Annotated in this window: 17 protein-coding genes and 1 riboswitch; of the genes, 12 read left to right on the forward strand and 5 right to left on the reverse strand. The window is 26.6% G+C overall.

The annotated features are described in order from the left end of the window. The first annotated feature begins 339 nt into the window (after window positions 1–339). The 9 genes from BN346_RS15915 (at window position 340) to BN346_RS15955 (ending at window position 11,108) form a co-directional block, all read left to right on the forward strand. Window positions 340–1,035, forward strand: a complete 696-nt coding sequence (locus BN346_RS15915; RefSeq protein ID WP_040329947.1) for a cyclic nucleotide-binding domain-containing protein — start codon at window positions 340–342, stop codon at window positions 1,033–1,035. A gap of 97 nt (window positions 1,036–1,132) precedes the next feature. Further along, window positions 1,133–1,837, forward strand: coding sequence for an ABC transporter ATP-binding protein (locus BN346_RS15920; protein WP_040329948.1), 705 nt, complete (start codon window positions 1,133–1,135; stop codon window positions 1,835–1,837). A 2-nt stretch (window positions 1,838–1,839) separates the two neighbouring features. After that, a complete protein-coding gene (locus BN346_RS15925; RefSeq protein ID WP_040329951.1) occupies window positions 1,840–5,082 on the forward strand; it encodes an ABC transporter permease in 3,243 nt (1,080 codons plus the stop codon). A 123-nt stretch (window positions 5,083–5,205) separates the two neighbouring features. Further along, window positions 5,206–5,862 (forward strand): tRNA (guanosine(46)-N7)-methyltransferase TrmB, encoded by a 657-nt coding sequence (gene trmB, locus BN346_RS15930; RefSeq protein ID WP_040329952.1) that lies wholly within the window; start codon window positions 5,206–5,208, stop codon window positions 5,860–5,862. Window positions 5,863–5,990: 128 nt separating this feature from the next. Then, a riboswitch (TPP riboswitch) is annotated at window positions 5,991–6,093 on the forward strand. A 153-nt stretch (window positions 6,094–6,246) separates the two neighbouring features. Further along, entirely contained in the window at window positions 6,247–6,843 is a 597-nt protein-coding gene (thiT, locus tag BN346_RS15935; RefSeq protein WP_040329953.1) for an energy-coupled thiamine transporter ThiT, read from the forward strand. A gap of 308 nt (window positions 6,844–7,151) precedes the next feature. Further along, window positions 7,152–8,387, forward strand: coding sequence for an ABC transporter substrate-binding protein (locus BN346_RS15940; RefSeq protein WP_423219658.1), 1,236 nt, complete (start codon window positions 7,152–7,154; stop codon window positions 8,385–8,387). Between the two features lie 5 nt (window positions 8,388–8,392). After that, complete coding sequence (locus BN346_RS15945; protein ID WP_040329955.1) at window positions 8,393–9,262, forward strand: ABC transporter permease; 870 nt, start codon at window positions 8,393–8,395, stop codon at window positions 9,260–9,262. 3 nt (window positions 9,263–9,265) lie between these two features. Then, entirely contained in the window at window positions 9,266–10,075 is an 810-nt protein-coding gene (locus BN346_RS15950; protein ID WP_040329956.1) for an ABC transporter permease, read from the forward strand. A 16-nt stretch (window positions 10,076–10,091) separates the two neighbouring features. Continuing rightward, entirely contained in the window at window positions 10,092–11,108 is a 1,017-nt protein-coding gene (locus BN346_RS15955; protein WP_040329957.1) for an ABC transporter ATP-binding protein, read from the forward strand. Window positions 11,109–11,225: 117 nt separating this feature from the next. Here the strand turns inward: BN346_RS15955 and BN346_RS15960 are convergent, their stop codons facing one another. Beyond that, a complete protein-coding gene (locus tag BN346_RS15960; RefSeq protein WP_040329958.1) occupies window positions 11,226–11,963 on the reverse strand; it encodes a trimeric intracellular cation channel family protein in 738 nt (245 codons plus the stop codon). Between the two features lie 276 nt (window positions 11,964–12,239). Between BN346_RS15960 and BN346_RS15965 the strand changes: the two genes are divergently transcribed. Continuing rightward, window positions 12,240–12,653, forward strand: coding sequence for a hypothetical protein (locus tag BN346_RS15965; protein WP_040329959.1), 414 nt, complete (start codon window positions 12,240–12,242; stop codon window positions 12,651–12,653). 145 nt (window positions 12,654–12,798) lie between these two features. Here BN346_RS15965 and BN346_RS15970 read toward each other — a convergent pair whose 3' ends face one another. The 4 genes from BN346_RS15970 to trxA form a co-directional block, all read right to left on the reverse strand. Then, window positions 12,799–14,202: an alanine/glycine:cation symporter family protein gene (locus BN346_RS15970; RefSeq protein ID WP_040329960.1), complete on the reverse strand. Its 1,404-nt coding sequence runs from the start codon at window positions 14,200–14,202 to the stop codon at window positions 12,799–12,801. Between the two features lie 483 nt (window positions 14,203–14,685). Then, a complete protein-coding gene (locus tag BN346_RS15975) occupies window positions 14,686–15,834 on the reverse strand; it encodes a double-cubane-cluster-containing anaerobic reductase (RefSeq protein ID WP_040329961.1) in 1,149 nt (382 codons plus the stop codon). A gap of 554 nt (window positions 15,835–16,388) precedes the next feature. Continuing rightward, the gene (locus BN346_RS15980; RefSeq protein WP_040329962.1) at window positions 16,389–17,249 is read right to left on the reverse strand and encodes an NAD(P)/FAD-dependent oxidoreductase; all 861 of its coding nucleotides are present in this window, start codon (window positions 17,247–17,249) and stop codon (window positions 16,389–16,391) included. Between the two features lie 12 nt (window positions 17,250–17,261). Then, window positions 17,262–17,573, reverse strand: a complete 312-nt coding sequence (trxA, locus tag BN346_RS15985; RefSeq protein WP_040329964.1) for a thioredoxin — start codon at window positions 17,571–17,573, stop codon at window positions 17,262–17,264. Window positions 17,574–18,028: 455 nt separating this feature from the next. Between trxA and BN346_RS15990 the strand changes: the two genes are divergently transcribed. Both BN346_RS15990 and BN346_RS15995 read left to right on the forward strand, forming a co-directional pair. Beyond that, entirely contained in the window at window positions 18,029–18,511 is a 483-nt protein-coding gene (locus BN346_RS15990) for an LURP-one-related/scramblase family protein (protein WP_040329965.1), read from the forward strand. Between the two features lie 123 nt (window positions 18,512–18,634). Continuing rightward, complete coding sequence (locus BN346_RS15995; RefSeq protein WP_040329966.1) at window positions 18,635–19,411, forward strand: ABC transporter ATP-binding protein; 777 nt, start codon at window positions 18,635–18,637, stop codon at window positions 19,409–19,411. Window position 19,412: the final 1 nt, after the last annotated feature.

The raw sequence follows: 19,412 nt of genomic DNA on the forward strand, positions 1-19,412 counted from the left end.
ATATGAATAAAACATACTATAAGGGTTAAAACTTAAAGTTTAAGTTTTAAGGTATTTTTTATAATAAAAGGACAGTAGAGGCTTAATCTACTGTCTATAAATATAATAATGGTAGTTGCAAAGTTAGACATATCATTTGTATGTGATGTTTGGGTAAATTTATATAAATCACTTGTAAAATTTATCATACGGAATGAATAAGTGAAATTTAAACTTTGCTTTCAGAAATAAATTATTTCCTTGTATATTAAATTAACACAAAAATTTACGATATATATATGACATATGTCATATGCGTAGTAAAATAATATAAAATATTTTAATTTGGAGGAAAACATTTTGGTAGAGATTAAAGAAGATAAAAAAATAGATAAATATATAAAAAAATATAAATTAGATGAAATATTTAGTGTAGATATGAAACCATATATGAAACTTTTTAAAATCAATAAAGGTGAATACATATGTAGAGCTAATGAAAAAATGGATAAGTTATTTTTTTTAGTAGAAGGAAAGGCGAAAGTTTATATTTCTCTAGAAAATGGTAAGTCATTATTGCTTACTTTTAATAAGCCATTAGAAGTTATAGGGGATATAGAGTGTGTAAAATTGGATAAGAGTGATTCAAATATAGAAGTTATAGCGGAGAGCTATTGCGTAGCAATTGATTTCAAAGATATAAGGAAATATGCAATAAATGATTCTAAATTTCTAATATATATGATTGAAAGTTTAGGAAAAAAACTTTCAAGAAGTTCTAAACATAGTTCTATAAATCTTTTATATCCTTTAGAAAACAGGCTTTCTAGCTATTTGCTAGCAACATCAGTAAAAAAGAGTAATGAAGATTTTAGATTAGTTACAGAATGCAACTTGATAGAAATGTCTGAACTATTAGGTTGCAGCTATAGGCATTTATTGCGTACTTTAAAAAGTTTAAGTGAGATGGGGGCTATAAAAAAGTCAGGTTATTTTTATGAAATTGTAAATAAGGAAATTTTGGAGAATTTAGCAAGCGATTTATATGATGAATAGATTATAAATTAAGATATATTATAATTATAGAATTTTAAAAAAATCATATATAATTATAATATATTTTAAATTATGAAAACTAAGAGGAGAAAAATTTATGAATAAATACATAGAGTTTATAGATGTGAAAAAGACATACAAAATGGGTGAAGTTGAAATAAAAGCATTAGATGGAGTAAATTTTTCTATAAATAAAGGTGAATTTGTCATAGTTGCAGGGGCAAGTGGTGCTGGGAAAAGTACAATTTTAAATGTACTTGGAGGCATGGATACTGTAACAACAGGAAAAGTTTTGGTAGATGAAAGTGAAATAAGTAGTTATAATCAAAAGCAATTAACTACATATAGAAGGTATGATATAGGATTTGTGTTTCAGTTTTATAATTTAGTACAAAATTTAACAGCACTTGAAAATATAGAATTGGCAACACAAATTAGTAAAAATCCATTAGATCCAGAAAAGACACTTAAAGATGTAGGCTTAAAAGATAGAAAAGGAAATTTTCCAGCTCAATTATCTGGTGGAGAACAACAAAGAGTTGCAATTGCTCGTGCTTTAGCCAAGAATCCCAAATTATTATTATGTGATGAACCTACTGGAGCACTTGATTATAACACCGGGAAAGCAATATTAAAGTTACTTCAAGATACTTGTAGAGAAAAGGGCATGACAGTAATTGTTATAACACATAATTTAGCATTAACAGATATGGGTGACAAAGTTATAAAAGTTAAAAATGGAAAAGTTGATAGTATAACTATAAATGAAAATCCTACTCCAGTAGAAAGGATTGAGTGGTAGTTATGAATAATTCTATAAGAAAAGATACTTTAAGAGAAATAAAAAAATCTTTGGGTAGATTTTTATCTATATTTGCAATAGTAGCCATAGGTGTAGCTTTTTTTTCTGGAATAAATGTAGGTTCTCCGGATATGAAAATAACTGCGGATAAATATTATGATGACTACAATTTTATGGATATTCAGTTAATATCAACATTAGGATTTACAAATGAAGATATTAAAGCAATAAATGAAGTAGATGGTGTTAAAGGAATATATCCAACATATTCTATGGATGTTATTAGCAATATAAAAAATGTTGAGACAGTATTAAGAATTCATGGGTTACCTAAATATGAAGATACAAAGGATAATGAAAATTATATAAACAAAGTAAAAATAGTAGAAGGAAGATATCCAGAAAAATCTAATGAATGTCTTGTAGAAAATAGTAAAATAGCAGATTTTGATGTAAAAGTAGGATCAAAGTTGAGTCTTCAGTCTGGAACAGATAAAGATATTAAAGATAGTCTAAAAGAAAATGAATATACTGTAGTTGGATTAGTAGAGACACCATATTATTTATCTTATGAAAAAGGAAACAGTAATATAGGAAATGGTTCTGTTGGAAACTACATAATGATTCCACAAGAAAATTTTAAAAGTGAAGTATATACGGAAACTTTTATAACAATAAATAATGCTAAAGAAAAATTTACATATGATGATGATTATTTTGATGTTGTAATTCCAATAAAAGACAAGCTTGAAGAGGTTGGAAAAGAAAGAAGCAAAATAAGGTATCAGGAAGTTATAGTAGATGGAAAAAAGAAAATTGCTGATGGAAAAGAGCAATTAAAAAATAAAAAGTTAGAGGCTGAGAAAGAATTAAACATAGCAAAAAATGAAATAGAAAATTCTAAAAAAGAATTAGAATTGGCACAATCAGAGTTACAATCCAAACAGAATGAATTTAGAGTATTTATTGAGAATGCCGAAAATGAAATTTCTAATGGATATTCTGAGTTAAAAAAAGGAGAATCTGAATATAATAGGGGTTACAATGAGTTTATAAGTAAAAGAAAAGAAATAGAAGATTCTATTAGAATTGGTGAGGAGCAAATTAAAGCTAGTGAAAATGGAATTAATGAACTAGAAAATAAAATATCCAATTTAAAATTAATGCTAAAAACAGATATTGAAGAGGATGATAAAGAGAAAATACAAGAGCAAATAGTAATATTAGAAAATATATTAAATGAAAGTAAGAAAAAGTTGAACTTAGCTAAAGTTGAATTGAATAGTAAAAAACAAATGTTCACTGAGAATGAAAGCAAATTAGCTTATAGTAAAGAACAATTAACATTAGCAAAAATAGAGCTAGATAAAAATAATGAAGAATTAATAACAAAGAAAAAGGAAGCGGAAAATCAGTTTATTGAAGCACAAAATAAGATTAATAATGGAAAAAGTGAATTATCTAAAGGTCAGTTAAAATATGAAGAAAGTAAAAAGAAAGCAGAAGCAGAATTTTTAAAGGCAGAAAAAGAGATAAATAAATCTGAAGAAAAATTAAAAGATATAAATGAAGTAAATTGGTATGTTCTTGATAGAAAATCTAATTATAGTTTTGTAGACTATGAAGGGTCTGCAGATAGAATAGAAGCAATAGCAAAAGTGTTTCCATTATTCTTCTTTTTAGTAGCAGCATTAGTTTGTTTAACAACTATGACAAGAATGGTTGATGAACAAAGGGAAACAATAGGAACGCTAAAAGCATTAGGATATAATAAAGCAACTATAGCATCTAAATATATTTTATATGCAGCATTTGCAAGTGTAAGTGGAAGTATATTAGGTATAGCAATAGGATTTACAGTATTTCCAACAATAATATTTAATGCATATGGAATAATGTATTCTATGCCAAATGTAATATTAAAGTTTAATTGGTATTATGCTACTGTATCCACTGTTGCTGCAGTTTTAATAACTACAATGGCTGCAGTATTTGCGTGCAATAAAGAACTTAAAGAAACACCATCTATTTTAATGAGACCTAAATCACCGAAAAATGGTAAACGTATATTTTTGGAAAGAATACCTTTTATATGGAAAAGGTTTAGTTTTACTGAAAAAGTTACAGCTAGAAATATATTTAGATATAAGAAACGTTTCTTTATGACAGTAATAGGTATTGCAGGGTGTACAGCATTGCTTTTATGTGGATTTGGTATAAAGGATTCAATAAAAGCTATAGTAGATAAGCAGTTTGGTGAAATATATAAATATGATATGTCCATAAATATTGATTTTAACCAGAGGGAGAATAAATTAGATGAATTTAAACATACGTTAAAAAATGATAGTAGAATATCAGATTATATGATGTTACAAAGTAAAAATATAAAAATTTCATCTAATGATATAGAAAGGGATGTAAAATTTATTATTCCTGAAAATAATGATAGATTAGAAGAGTTTATTTCCATGAGAAACAGGAAGAGTAAAGAAACTTTAAAACTAAATGAAGATGGTGTTATTATTAGTGAAAAAATAGCAAATCAGCTAAATGTTAAAGTTGCTGATGTTATTAAGGTAAAGGATGGAGAAAAGGAATTTGAAATTAAGATTTCAGGAATTACAGAGCAATATACGTTTCATTATTTATATATGGATAAATCACTTTATGAAAACAAAACTAAAAATAAAGTTGAATTCAATGAAATTATAGCAAAAACAGTGGATAATTCTAAAAATTTTGAGGGTGAATTGTCTAAAGATATTATTTCCAAGGAAAATGTAAAATCTGTAGGATTTAATTCTGGAATAAAAAATAATTTTAAGGATACAATATCCAGCTTAAATTATGTTGTTTTAGTAATGATAGTATCTGCTGGAGCATTAGCGTTTGTAGTACTGTATAATTTAACAAATATAAATATTAGTGAAAGACTAAGAGAAATTGCAACAATTAAAGTTTTAGGCTTTTATGATAATGAAGTTGCTAAATATGTCTATAGGGAAAATATCATTTTAACGGTTATAGGTATAATTGTAGGACTAGGTTTAGGAGTAGCCTTACATAAATACATTATGTTAACTGTAGAACTTGAAACTATTATGTTTGGAAGAAGCATAAGAAATATTAGCTATGTATATTCATTTTTATTAACTTTCATGTTTGCCATAGTAGTTAATTTTACAATGTATTACAAATTAAAAAAAATACAAATGGTTGAATCATTAAAATCAGTAGATTAAAAGTTAAATATAAGTTGATAGAATTTAAGTAAATATGTATAATAATTGAGTATAAAATATAAGGAATGAAATTTAAGAAAACAATCCTTGATAAAATAAAAGGTAAGGATGGAGCGAATAGATATGAGAATGAGAAGAAAGCCTTGGGCTAGACCAGAATTAGAAGAATGTAGTTTTTTTATAACAAATCCTACTGAATATAAAGGAAAGTGGAGTGAATCTTTCACTAGAAATCAGCCAATATACTTAGAACTAGGATGTGGAAAAGGAACATTTATGGCTGTACATGCAGCAGAAAATGAAAATATAAATTATATAGCAATAGACATAAAAGATGAAGTACTTGTTTTAGCTAAAAGAAATATAGAAGCTTCATTTGAGGAAAAGGGAAGAAAAGTAGATAATGTAAAATTAATGGCACAAGAAATTGCTATTATTGATGAAATGTTAGATAGCAATGATAAAATAGATAAAATTTATATAAACTTTTGCAATCCTTGGCCTAAGGAAAGACATAAAAAAAGAAGATTAACACACACAAGACAATTAAATAAATATAGGGAATTCTTAAAAGAGGACGGAGAAATCTGGTTTAAAACAGATGATGATGAACTTTTTGAAGAATCTTTAGAATACTTTAAAGAAAGTAACTTCAAAATAGAATATATAACATACGATTTACATAACAGTGGATTTGAAGGTAATGTGACTACAGAACACGAAGATATGTTTAGTGCACAAGGCATAAAGATAAAGTTTTTAAAAGCAATTAAAAATTAATTTTAAATTTAAGCATAGGTATATAAATAAAAACCCTATGCTTTTTTCTTTTATATATTTTACAGATAATTGTAAAGAAACTATAGATGTTTTGTAAATTTTGAGTTATAATGATAATGAAAAATATAATAATTAGCTAGGGGTGCCTAAGTGGCTGAGAGATATTTATAAATATTAACCCTTGTACCTGATATGGATAATACCAGCGGAGGAAAGCAAAGTTTAAATTATGTTTATGTATATAATTAAAAACTTTATATAAAGTTAAAAGCTATATTCCGTATGGAGTATAGCTTTTATTTTGTATAAAATATTTGAAAATATCAGAAAAATGAAAAGAAAAAACTAATTATTAAATAATAAAATTATTTAGGAGGAAGGAAAATGGTTATTTTCGCAACAATTCTTAGTATTGTATTAATGATTTTTTATGTTGTAGATCTTATCAAAAATGCAAAATTTAATGTTAAAAATATAGTTATGATAGGGATGTTTAGTGCAATGTCCTTTGTATTATATTTGATTGAATTTATAAAATATCCTCAAGGAGGGGGAATAAGTTTGTTTTCAATGATGCCAACAATGATATTGGCACTATTATATGGTAGACAAGCAGGACTTACAGGAGGAGCTATATTTGGTTTGTTAAAACTTTTAAATGGAGCAACTATAGTTCATCCAGCACAATTTATATTAGATTACTTACTTGGTGGAATGGCACTTGGACTTGCAGGTACATTTGGTAGGGAAAAGAAATCTAATGTAATTGCAGGATGTTTATTTGCAGCTGGATTAAGTGTATTATCAATGGTAGTGTCTGGTGCTGTTTTCTTTGGACAATATGCACCAGCTGGAATGAATGTTTGGTTATATTCATTAATATATAATTTATCATCAGCTGGTGTTGAAGGATTATTAACAACAGTTCTTGTAACTGCAATGCCACTTAAGAGATTAGAAAAAGCAGCAAAAGTTAATTAGATATATATGATACTAAAAAGTGGAGAAGTTTATTTTCTCCATTTTTTTATTTTGCATTAAATTAATTAAGTTGAAAATTAATTTAATGCAGTACAAATAAACAGTACTTATTTAAATAATAAAATATGTTTTTGATAATAATAATTATAAAGATTAATTATTATTAAATTTTATAAATAAAAGAAAAACAACTATTTAAATGTCTTATTTTACTAGGATTAAATAAAGTTATGTAGTATTCTGTATATGTATAATGAAAAATATACCAATTTAAACAAGTTAAAAAAGGAGGAATAAATTTGAAAAAGATAGTTAAAAATCTCGTATTAATAATGACAATAGCTATTATGTTTGTTTTTGTAGGATGTTCTAAGGAAAATAAAAAAGAAGAGGCAAATGAAACTAGAGGAGATTTTAAGGAGATAGCAGAAAATGCCAAGGGAACTACTGTGAATTTTTATGGATGGGGAGGAGACGAACACACTAATAGGTGGATAGATACTATACTTTCAAAGTATGTAAAAGAAAATTATGATATTACATTAAAAAGAGTTCCTATGGATATAGATCAAATTCTTAATAAGATGATTGGGGAAAAGCAAGCAGGAAATAAAGAGGGTGCAGTTGACTTAGTTTGGATAAATGGAGAAAATTTTTATACTGCAATGGAAAGTAAATTATTATATGGACCTATTACACAGTACATTCCAAATTATGAAAAGTACTTGGATGGAACTTCAGATGAAGCAAAATATGATTTTGGATATGAAATTAAAGGTCATGAAGTACCATATGGAAAAGCTCAGTTTGTTTTAATAAATGATTCTAATATTACAAAAGAAACACCTAAAAATACAGCGGAGTTATTAGAGTTTGTAAAGAAATATAAAGGTAAAGTTACATATGCAGCACCACCAGATTTTACAGGAAGTGCATTTGTGAGAAATATTATATATGAAACAGTAGGATATGATAAAGTAAAAGATTTAAGTGGTGATAAGGAAGAGGTTAGAAAAGCTATAAAACCTGCTATGGATTATCTTAATGAATTAAAGCCTTATCTTTGGAATGAAGGAAAAACATATCCAGCATCAACATCACAAGTAGAAAATATGTTTGCAGATGGAGAGCTTGTTATGACTATGTCATATAATCCTAATTCAGTAGCAACAATGATAGAAAGTGGAAGATTTACAGATACATCTAGATCTTTTATATTTGATAAAGGAACAATAGGAAATACACACTTTGTAGCAATACCAGAAAATGCATCTAATATAGATGGAGCATTAGCTGTGATTAATGCAATAATTAGTCCAGAAATGCAATCTTCAAAATACGATCCTAAAAATTGGGGTGATTTGCCTGTAGTGGATTTTGATAAACTTAATACTGAAGAAAAAAATTTATTTAATTCAGTTAATGCGGGAAAAGGAGTTATACCTTCAGATGAACTTTTAGAAAAAAGAGTTCCAGAAGTACCAGCAAAACTAGTACCAGTAATAGAAGCAATATGGCAAGAAGAAGTTGCAGCTAGAGGATAATTATAATGCATAAAAAATTAAAACCATATATTATGATCATGCCTGTACTAATGCTAATGATATTATTTATCCATGGACTTATTAATGGTATAATTCAAAGCTTTGGTATAATTCCAGCTATTGGACTTAAAGATTTTACATTAGATTATTATAAAATGATATTTGAAAATAAAAACATAATACTGGGAATTAAACAAAGTATATATATATCATTGGTTTCGTCTATTTTTGCAATCATTATAGGAATTGTTATAAGTTATGTGGTTTCAACTACTGGCTTAATGAAAAGAAAAATCTTTCAATTATTTAAAATACCAATAATAGTACCACATATGGTTTCAGCCTTACTTATAATAAATATATTTTCACAAAGTGGAATTATATCAAGGATATTTTATTCCTTAGGATTTATAGAAAACCAAGAAATGTTCATAAGCTTACTATATGATAGAAATGGAATTGGAATAATACTTGCATATTTGTGGAAGGAGATACCTTTTGTCATACTAATAGTATCTACTATAATGGCTAATATTGATTCGTCACTAGGAGAAGCTGCTATAAATTTAGGTGCATCTAAATTTAAAACATTCTTTAATATAACATTGCCACTATGCAAAAGCACAATAGCAACTTCATTTATAATTATATTTGCATATTCCTTTGGTGCTTATGAAATTCCATATTTATTAGGACCAACTAGTCCAAAGGCATTGCCAGTAATGGCATATGTAGAATATATTCATCCAAGTCTATTAAATAGACCATATGCAATGGTGTTAAACAGTATTATGGTAATAATATCAATAATTTTAACTTATGTATATTACAAAATCATTCAAACAAATATAGTAAAAGCACAGGGAGGACAATAGAGAATGAGGAATAAAAATATATTAAAAACAGTTTTTATATATTTAGCATTATTTTTTATAATCTTTCCTGTTCTTATTTTGATATTATGGAGTATTGCGGGAAGGTGGTCTTTCCCCAATATATTTCCAGAAACATTTTCAACTAGAGCAATTAAAGAGTTGTTTGGAGGATATTCAGGAGCTATAAAAGTACTTTTAAACAGTGTTTTAATATCTTGTATAGTGGCAATTATTTCTGTAATCATAAGTATTCCAGCAGCAAGAGCTATTACAATGTATAATTTTTATGGCAAAAACATTTTTAAGTTTGTAATACTTATGCCAATAATAGTACCAGCTACAGCTTTTGGAATGGGGATTCAAATATTTTTTATAAAAATGGGGATAAATGATACAGTAGTAGGTGTAATATTAGTACATATAATTGTTTGTATTCCATACACTATGAAAATTATATCAGAAGTAACAGAAGCTGTCGGAAATAAATTAGAAATGCAAGCAAGAGTATTAGGAGCATCGCCATTAAAAGCATTTATCAATATAACTATACCTATATTGATGCCAGGTATAATATCATCATTTAGTATGGCTTTTATTATTTCCTTTAGCCAATACTTTTTAACTTTCATAATTGGAGGTGGACGAGTAGTTACTTTCTCCATGATTATGCTTCCATATATTCAAAGTGGAGATAGAACCATTGCATCAGCTTATGGAGTTATGTTTATAATTGCTACTTTAGGTGTTTTCATTTTATTTGAGAAGCTTATAAAAAAATATTATGATATAGAAAACACTTATTTTTTCGGATAAAAAGGAGCAGTATTTAATGCATGAACTAGTGTTGAGAAATATTAAAGTTGAATTAGGAAAAAAAATTATAAATGAAAATATAAATTTAAATGTTGAAAGTGGTGAAATGATTTCACTTTTAGGAGCATCTGGATGTGGAAAAAGTACACTTCTTAAAACAATATCAGGTCTTATAGAGCCAACAGCAGGGGAAATACTTATTGATGGTAAAGATGTGAAAGATTTTCCACCAGAGAAAAGAGGAACAGTAATAGTATTTCAAGATTTAAGACTTTTTCCGAATATGAATGTAATTGAAAATGTAGAGTTTGGACTTAAAATGAAAGGTATAAATAAAGATGATAGAAAAGAAAAGTCAAAGATAATGCTTGAAAAAGTTGGTCTTAAGGGATATGAGAAAAGAAAAGTTTATGAACTTTCAGGTGGTCAGAAACAAAGGGTAGCATTAGCTAGAGCAATAGCAAGTGAACCAGAAATACTTTTATTAGATGAACCATTTTCAAGTTTAGATGAAAATTTAAGATATAAAATGAGAGATCTTGTTATGAAGTTACAAAGAGAAATGGGAATAACAACAATTATGGTTACTCATGATAAAGAAGAAGCTCTTTTGATGTCAAATAGAATAGCTATGATGATAAATGGAGAAATAGTCCAATATGACAAAGCAAAAAAGGTATATAATAATCCATGTTCTAGAGCGGTAGCAGATTACTTTGGTGATATGAATTATATAGATGGAGTATGCAAAAATGGTGTATTTACGAGTAAGATAGGTACATATAACACATCATTGAAAGATGGAAAGTACACATTAATGATTAAACCTAAAGATATTAAAATTTTAGATAGTGATAAAGAAAGTGAAAGTAAAATATTAAATGTAAAATATTTAGGTGATAAATATAGTTTAGTTGTGTTATATAAAGATATTGAATTAATAGTTGAAACTTATAGAGAATATGATTTTGTCATTGGACAAAATATAAAAATAGAAGTAGATACAGAAAAAGCTATATTTTATATGATTTAAAAGTGTTTCATAACAAAAATCTTCTGTTACCCAAAAAATGACCAAATTCATTTTTAGAATTTGGTCATTTTATTTCTTAGGGCTAATTATTTAATTTTGATACAGCCCTTTTAAAATTTAATTTTTAGCAACATTTCGGCTAAGTGCTAAATTTGGTAAGTTCCAATTAAATTTTACAGAAAGTATTCTAAATGTAAAAGTTATAAAAGAACAAATATAAAGAGCATTTACACGTGGTACATAATTATGTAAAAACCAAAATGATAATCCACCTAAAATTGATGCAAGTGCATAAATCTCTTTTTTAAAAACCATGGGAATATCTTGTACAAATACATCTCTTACAATTCCACCACCAATACCAGTGATTGAACCAAGACATATAACTAAAAATAAATTGGCAAAATTATTAGATATAGCTATATTAGCACCAACGGCAGTAAAAACACCTAAGCCGATAGCATCTAAAACAATATTTATTTTCCTAAGTATAGCAGTTCTTCTACGCAAAAAGTCAATTCTTTGTTTTAGTTCTATACGTTGCATATCCTCATTTGAAGTTGAAAATTTTATTTCTTTTATTATCCTATTATATGTTATTTTAGAAATTAAAGTATATAACCCTATTACAACTATTGCAGTAAGTATACTTATAAAACAGTAAAAAGGGTTTTTAAAGGCATTTGGAGGATTAGCACCAATTAAAATATCTCTAAAAATTCCTCCGCCTACAGCTGTAACTACAGCTAATGTCAATATTCCAAATAGATCTAGTTTTTTTTGAATAGCTATAAGTGTGCCAGACACAGCAAAAGCTACCGTTCCAATAAATTCAAAAATACTTAATAAAAACATAATTACTCTCCTAAATAAAATATAAAACATAAAAAAGTAATAAAAATTTTAATATAGTTTACATTGCCAAAGTAAATTATATAATAAAAAACTGGAAACTTGTACATTTATTTGAAACAATTATAGAAAAGTCCTAGATTATAGAGAGTTTTAAAATAATGTATTGATTGAATTTCAGTTAATGGTATAATGGAATAATTGTTATTTAAATTATTTTATAAAAGATATATGCAATTTAAATGATTAAATAAAAAAGTGAAAAGTGAGATTAATTAAATGGAAAATGAAAACTTAGAAAAATCAATAGTTAGATTAGATAAGGATATTGCAGCATTAAAAATAGCTAAAAAATACTTATCTAATGAAGCTGAAATTGAAAAAGTTAGAGAAGAATTAAATCAAAAAAGACAATTATTAGCTAATGAATTATATAGTCGTGACTATATAGCATATGACGAATGTTGTGAAATAATTGGAGATATGTTAAATAAAAATTTAGATAAAGATGAACAAAAAGAGTTACTTGATACTATAAAAAGAGTATATGAAAGACAATCACCAAATGCAAGTAAAGGAAACAGTGGACTAAATGCATGGTTAAAGGAAATGGACATTGAATATAAATGGATAGAAACTGAAGACAGTGATTGGGCAACACTAATAATAACTGGATTTGGAATACATAAGTAAATTTATTTTTATATTAGTATAAAATGTGAATTGAAAAATATATATTGAAAATATATATAGAAAAACAAGCTCCAAGATATTTTAATTTGGAGCTTGTTTAAGTTCAATAATATATTTAAAAAATTTTAATTTATGGAAAATTAAATTAATTAGACCATTCAGTAGCATTTTCTAGTCCAGGAATAGATGATGCTTTGAAAACAGGTTTTTTGATTCCTTTAGCTTTTTGGGCTTTGTAGTCATTTAAGGCTAGGAATGCAAATTTACCTATACGAGTTATTGTTATTAGGTTGATTATAGCCATTAATCCCATGAATAAATCGGCTAAGTTCCATACTAACTCTACTTTTACTAAAGAACCAAAAAGAACCATAGCTACAACAAAAAATCTATATATATTTAAAGATACTTTACTTGTATTTATAAATTCTATATTAGATTGTCCATAATAGTAGTTACCTATTATAGAACTAAAAGAAAATAAGAAAATACAGAATGCTATAAAGTAATTACCAAAAGCACCAATTTGAGATGATAGTGCATATTGAGCTAATTCTATTCCAGTTAAAGCTGAATCAGCATAAGCACCAGGAATTAGAACTATAAATGCAGTACAAGTACAAATTACTAATGTAGCAATGAAAATTCCTAAAGTTTGAACAAGTCCTTGTTCTACTGGATGAGATGCTTCAGCAGCTGCAGCAGCGTTAGGTGAACTACCCATACCAGCTTCATTAGAGAATAATCCTCTTTTTATACCTTGCATAAGAGTAGCAGTAAATCCACCAACTGTAATAGATTTAAATCCAAAAGCATTTTGGATAATTAATTTAAGGATTCCTGGAATAGCTCTAAAGTTTAAAATAACAACTAAAAGAGCAACTACTATATACGCCATTGCAAAAAATGGAACGATAACTTCAGAAACTCTTGCAATTCTAGTGATTCCACCGAATATAACTAATGTTGTAAGACCAACAAGAACAATACCCATAACTGTTCTGTTTATTCCAAAAGCTGTATCAAAAGCAACAGTAACAGTATTAGCTTGTACAGCATTAAATATTAATCCAAAAGAAATTGTTATAAGAATTGAAAAAATAATACCAAGCCATCTTTTATTAAGTGCTTTTTCCATATAATAAGCTGGACCACCTCTGTAAGCATTACCATCTTTAACTTTAAAGATTTGAGCAAGTGTACACTCAACGAATCCAGATGCTGCACCTACTAATGCTATAAGCCACATCCAAAAAACAGCTCCAGGGCCTCCAATAGCAACAGCAATAGCAACACCAGCAATATTACCAGTTCCAACTTTTGATGCAGTACTTATGCAAAAAGATTGGAATGATGATACTTTACCATCTTTATTATTTTTCTTGTCTTCAGAATCAGAAATAAGTCTAAACATTTCTTTGATATGTGTAAATTGAACTAAATGTGTTTTTATAGAGAAGTATAACCCAAGTATTAATAGCAGTGCAATTAATACATATCCCCATAAGTAATTGTTTGCCAAACTAATAAAGTCATTAAAAAAGTCCATTAAATTTCCCCCTCGGATTCATAAAAATTTATATACAAAGTTTTATAAATGTATTCCCGTTTAAATATAAAACCTTATAAACCATAGCTAAATGTTTCTAATTTTGAAACTATATAAAAATTAATTAAATTGATCTGTAAATATATATGTTTACAAAAAATACATAAATATTAATATATGCAATTAATCTATGTATATAATTATGTACAATTTTCAGAAAAAAATCAATATTTAAAAGACAAAAAATATAAAAATATGTAAAAAAATAAGGAATAATCCATAATATTGAGAAAAATGAATAAAAATATATATAATCCAATTTTATATATTAGAAAAAGTTTATTTAAAATATAAAATAAATAGAAGATATGTTTTATCTAAAATGTATGAAAATACATAAAGGTATAGTAAAAAAATTACTTTTTAATATATAAATCTAGTAATTTTATAAAATACTAGATTTATATATTAAGATAATTAAATTTAGAGCATTTCAATAAATGCTTGGATTCTTGTGTTTAATTGACCAATGTCTGTAGTTGAATAATCAGTTTCTATTTTCATATATGGTTTATTTTTTTTAGTTGTAATAAAATTTTGAATTGTAGTAGCTTCAACATTATATGTATGACAAGCCTGTAAAACAACATCAACAACACCATCAACTTTGTATTCATCTACAAGGTATGATAGATATTCAAGTCTATTATCATTAGGACTCATACAAGCACATGCAGTTCGTAGATACCTTTCAGTTAGAGCATCAATAGGATTTTTAGTTTCATCAACTAATAGACTTTCATCTTTAGCACCACTACAATTTTCATAACAAACAACAACTCCACCATTAGATTCAATAGCAGTTATAACTTTTTCAGTTGAGTCGCCTAGTGGACAACCAGTAACGAGAATTCTTTTTGAAGAAGGTGAAACAGGTCTTATGTCGTTGTTATAATTTTTCATTGTTTCATCTATTATTGAATATATATCATTAATTTCTTTTTCTTTATCTGCTATGTAAAGAGTTCCTTGAATAACTTTTCTTAAATCATATCCAGTCATAGGGGGAGGACAAAGTTTAGATAATCCATAGTAATTTCTAAGAGCTTGTCTTTCTCTGTTTTTTAAAGAAATTTTTTCTTTTAGTTTTTCTTCTGTTATTTCAACATTAAACTGATTTTCTAATGTTTCTTTAAGTTCAACTATAGATGCCCTGTAATAATCGTAAGATGCTTTTCCATACGGTGTTTGTGGTAATTGCATAACATGCATAGGTTTTTTCTTTTTTAACAATTCATACATCTTTTTTTTACCATCACAAGTAGTTTCTCCAAGCAACATATCAGAGAAATAGTAAAATGGGCATTTTTCTGATATGGCATATCCATAACTAGATTTAATTAATGGACATAAATTACGAGGTAAATCCTTTTCTGCATACTCTATTGGTTCTTCATCCATTCCACAAAGCCAAGCAGCTACAGCATCAGAGGCAGCAATAACTTCCCAAGGAGCAAAACCACAATAAACTCCTACAATTTTTTTTCCCTCATCTTTTAATTCTTTAATTTTAATAAAAGCATTTCTACGAGCTTCGCTAAATTCATTTATAAAATCAGGTAATTTATTCATCATATAATCCTCTCTATCTATAAAATTAATCAATTAGAAATAATTATATTATAAATTTCATGGAAAATAATAGGATTATTTAAAAATGTAATACTTAAATGCTTTCTATAGGAATCTAAGTTAAAACTTTAAGTTATTGATGATTAAGTTGAGAGTTCTAATTAATTTAATTGAAAATTGAAAATGGAAAATGGAAAGTGAATGTAAAAATTGGATTTCCAATTTTAAAGAACGATTTTTTATTAAATTTGCAGAGCAAATTAGTTGAAAACAATATAAAAACGTAGTTTTTAAGTATTTCTATTTCAAATATTAAGAACGAAGTGAGTAATATTTACCATAACTATTCACTATTCACTCTTAGTTCTTAATTGGTTCTAAATATAAAAATAGGAATAACATATAATTTTAGTAGTATCTTTTGATAAAGATATTATTTGAAATTTGAACTTGGCCCTATATCAGCTGAATTTTAGAATTATAAAAAAGTAGATATATGAAGGATTTTAAATAATAAAAGAGCTATGATATAAAATACATAGCTCTTTTATTATTTATTTATTTTTATCTAAATAAGATACTGCACTTAATGTGGCAATTAATCCTTCACCGGCACTTTTTATGTATTGATAAGGCTTTCCAACTATATCTCCAGCAGCAAAGCAACCTTTGATATTAGTTGACATAGTTCTATCTACTATGATATGACCATCTTCAACTTGAAGTCCAGGCATTAAATTTGCTGGTGAAATACTGTCTTTCAACATAAACACACCATCAACATCGATAGTAGTTTCTTTAAGAACTAATTTGCTTACTAATGTATCACCTTGAACTTCTATTGGAGTATCCTTTAGTATATTTATGTTTGAATTAACATTAGGTTCCTCTTTATACATAGGTATATAATAGACTTTTGAAGCAAGTTCAGATACATAGTTAGCTTCTTCTTCAGCTTCTTTGTTGTATCCAACTATTGCAACAACTTTTCCACGGTATAGAGGAGCATCACATGTAGCACAATATCCAACACCTTTGCCTAAGAATTCTTCTTCACCTTTTATAGGTTTTGTAAACTCTACACCAGTTGCAAGTATTACAGTAGTTGCTTCATAAGTTTTGTCATTTACCATAAGAGCAAAATAACTACCCATAGAGTAAATTGCATTCACTTTTTCTTCAGTTATTGTAATATCCATAGTATTTATATGGTTTTTAAAATGTTCTTTAAGTTCAGATCCGTTTGAATTTGGAAAGCCTAAATAATTATTAATTTTAGGCGCTTTACTAATTTTGGGACTTAGCTCAGAAGAACCAAATAGTATAAAATTTTTATTTCTTATTTTAGCATTTATTGATGCAGATAATCCTGCAGGACCACTGCCTATAATTGCTATATCATATCTCATATTAATTACCTCTAATTTCTATAGGTGAGCTTTAATTTTAGCTTCTAGATTTTCTTTTGGAATAAATCCTACCATTGTTTCAACAGCTTTTCCATCTTTGAAAATCATAATTGTTGGAACACTAGAAACAAAATATTTACGAGCTAAATCAGCACTTTCATCTATATCTACTTTAAAGAATTTGGCTGTGCCATTCATTTCATTACTTAATTCATCAAATACTGGAGCTAACATTTTACATGGACCACACCAAGTTGCAAAGAAGTCAATCACAACTACTCCATTTGAAATTTCAGAATCAAAATTACTATTATTTAATACGTTTGCCATTTAAATTACCTCCTATTTGTAAGAAAATATCAGATATAATGAAAAATTATATCATCAATAAAAAATTAAGATTTATTTTAAAGTTATGTTTCCCATTATTTAAATTAAATAAACTGTAAAAATAAACTACACTATATATTTAATAATTATTATTAAATAATATCAGATATTAATATAAAAATCAATAAAGGTAAAACAAATCTTTTATATTCATATATTATAATATATGAATATAAAAATTTAAAGAGATATTTATTAAATTTATATTAAACTTAGAAAGATTTAAGATTAAGTTAATGTTAAATAAAAATTTATGATATATAATATAGAAAATATAATTTATATTTAAGTGTTAATTAAAATTAAATTTTAAAGAAAGAAATTTAAATTACTAAATTTCAAGCAAGGGAAATTTTAGAAGTTTAATTTTTTATAGATAGACATGGAGGATTGTTATGAAATATTATATAAAAGAAAAATTGATAGCTATAGGAAGTAAGTATGTTGTAACAAATGAATATGGTATGGAAGAGTATTTAATAGAAGGAGATAAGCTTGATATAGGTAAAAACATATCTATTTATGATATAAATAAAACTGAGAAGTTATTGTATATGAAACAAAAAATTAGATTAGGAACACATAAATATGTTGCCTATAATAGAAATAATGATGAAATTGCAACTATAGAAAAAGCATTTTCATTAATGAAAGCTAGCTATAGTATATCTGGATTAGTTGGAAATATTAAATTACAAGGTGATACATTAAGAAGACATTATGAATTAATAAAAAATGGAAAAGTAATAGGAAGAATCGATAAAGGATTAAGTCCAAGGGATAAGTATTCATTAGAAGTTTATGATGAGAATTATAAAATATTTTTTATAGGTCTTACTGCAATGATAGATTTAGTAAGTTTCCATGGGGATAATTAGAAAAATATTTAAAGTATAAAATAATTACTTTGATGAAAAATATAACCAATATGTTTATTAATTATGTATAATTAGGCTAGTGAAATTTTTATTTCACTAGCTTTTTTTATTGGAGGGGGACTTATGGAGAAAATTATAGAAATAAGAAATTTAACTAAATCATTTGGAAGTAAGAGTGTTTTAAAAGGAATTAATTTAGATATATACAGAGGAAATATAATAGGGTATATAGGGCCTAATGGTGCAGGAAAAAGTACTACTGTTAAGTTGATATTAGGATTAATTGATGGATATGATGGAGAAATAAAAATTTTTGGTGAAGAAATCAAAAATACCAACGGGAATTACAAAAAGAAAATTGGATATGTTCCAGAAGTTGCAGATTTATATGAAAGTTTAAGTGCTAAAGAGTATTTAACATTTATAGGTCAGTTGTATGGAATGGACTATGATGAAATTGATAATAAGGCAAAGAGACTAATGGATGTATTAGGAATTGGTGATGCATATAATTCTAGATTGTCATCTTATTCTAAGGGAATGAGGCAAAAAGTTATGATAATTTCAAGTATAATTCATAATCCAGATATATTATTTTTAGATGAACCATTAAGTGGGTTAGATGCTAATAGTGTAATGATTATAAAAGAACTTTTAGCAGAATTTGCAGCTAAGGGTAAAACCATATTTTATTCATCGCATATAATGGAAGTTGTAGAAAAAATTAGTGATAGAATAATACTGATTGATAAAGGAGTAATTGTGGCAGATGGAACATTTGAAGAGTTAAAACATAGTCATAATGAAGGTTCACTGGAAAGTATATTCAACGAACTTACAGGTTTTGATATGCATAAACAATTGGCTGAAAGAATAATATCAATAGTTGAAGGAGAATAAA

The sequence above is a fragment of the Clostridium ihumii AP5 genome, assembly GCF_000612845.1.
GTDB classification, from domain to species: domain Bacteria; phylum Bacillota; class Clostridia; order Clostridiales; family Clostridiaceae; genus Clostridium_J; species Clostridium_J ihumii.

Excerpts from the sequence above, each read along its gene's own strand:
- BN346_RS15965 (WP_040329959.1), top strand. The coding sequence starts at position 12,240 with ATGGAAAATGAAAACTTAGAAAAATCAATAGTTAGATTAGATAAGGAT.
- BN346_RS15960 (WP_040329958.1), bottom strand. The coding sequence starts at position 11,963 with ATGTTTTTATTAAGTATTTTTGAATTTATTGGAACGGTAGCTTTTGCT.
- BN346_RS15995 (WP_040329966.1), top strand. The coding sequence starts at position 18,635 with ATGGAGAAAATTATAGAAATAAGAAATTTAACTAAATCATTTGGAAGT.
- BN346_RS15990 (WP_040329965.1), top strand. The coding sequence starts at position 18,029 with ATGAAATATTATATAAAAGAAAAATTGATAGCTATAGGAAGTAAGTAT.
- BN346_RS15970 (WP_040329960.1), bottom strand. The coding sequence starts at position 14,202 with ATGGACTTTTTTAATGACTTTATTAGTTTGGCAAACAATTACTTATGG.
- BN346_RS15925 (WP_040329951.1), top strand. The coding sequence starts at position 1,840 with ATGAATAATTCTATAAGAAAAGATACTTTAAGAGAAATAAAAAAATCT.
- thiT (WP_040329953.1), top strand. The coding sequence starts at position 6,247 with ATGGTTATTTTCGCAACAATTCTTAGTATTGTATTAATGATTTTTTAT.
- BN346_RS15920 (WP_040329948.1), top strand. The coding sequence starts at position 1,133 with ATGAATAAATACATAGAGTTTATAGATGTGAAAAAGACATACAAAATG.
- BN346_RS15945 (WP_040329955.1), top strand. The coding sequence starts at position 8,393 with ATGCATAAAAAATTAAAACCATATATTATGATCATGCCTGTACTAATG.
- trmB (WP_040329952.1), top strand. The coding sequence starts at position 5,206 with ATGAGAATGAGAAGAAAGCCTTGGGCTAGACCAGAATTAGAAGAATGT.
- BN346_RS15975 (WP_040329961.1), bottom strand. The coding sequence starts at position 15,834 with ATGAATAAATTACCTGATTTTATAAATGAATTTAGCGAAGCTCGTAGA.
- BN346_RS15955 (WP_040329957.1), top strand. The coding sequence starts at position 10,092 with ATGCATGAACTAGTGTTGAGAAATATTAAAGTTGAATTAGGAAAAAAA.
- BN346_RS15950 (WP_040329956.1), top strand. The coding sequence starts at position 9,266 with ATGAGGAATAAAAATATATTAAAAACAGTTTTTATATATTTAGCATTA.
- trxA (WP_040329964.1), bottom strand. The coding sequence starts at position 17,573 with ATGGCAAACGTATTAAATAATAGTAATTTTGATTCTGAAATTTCAAAT.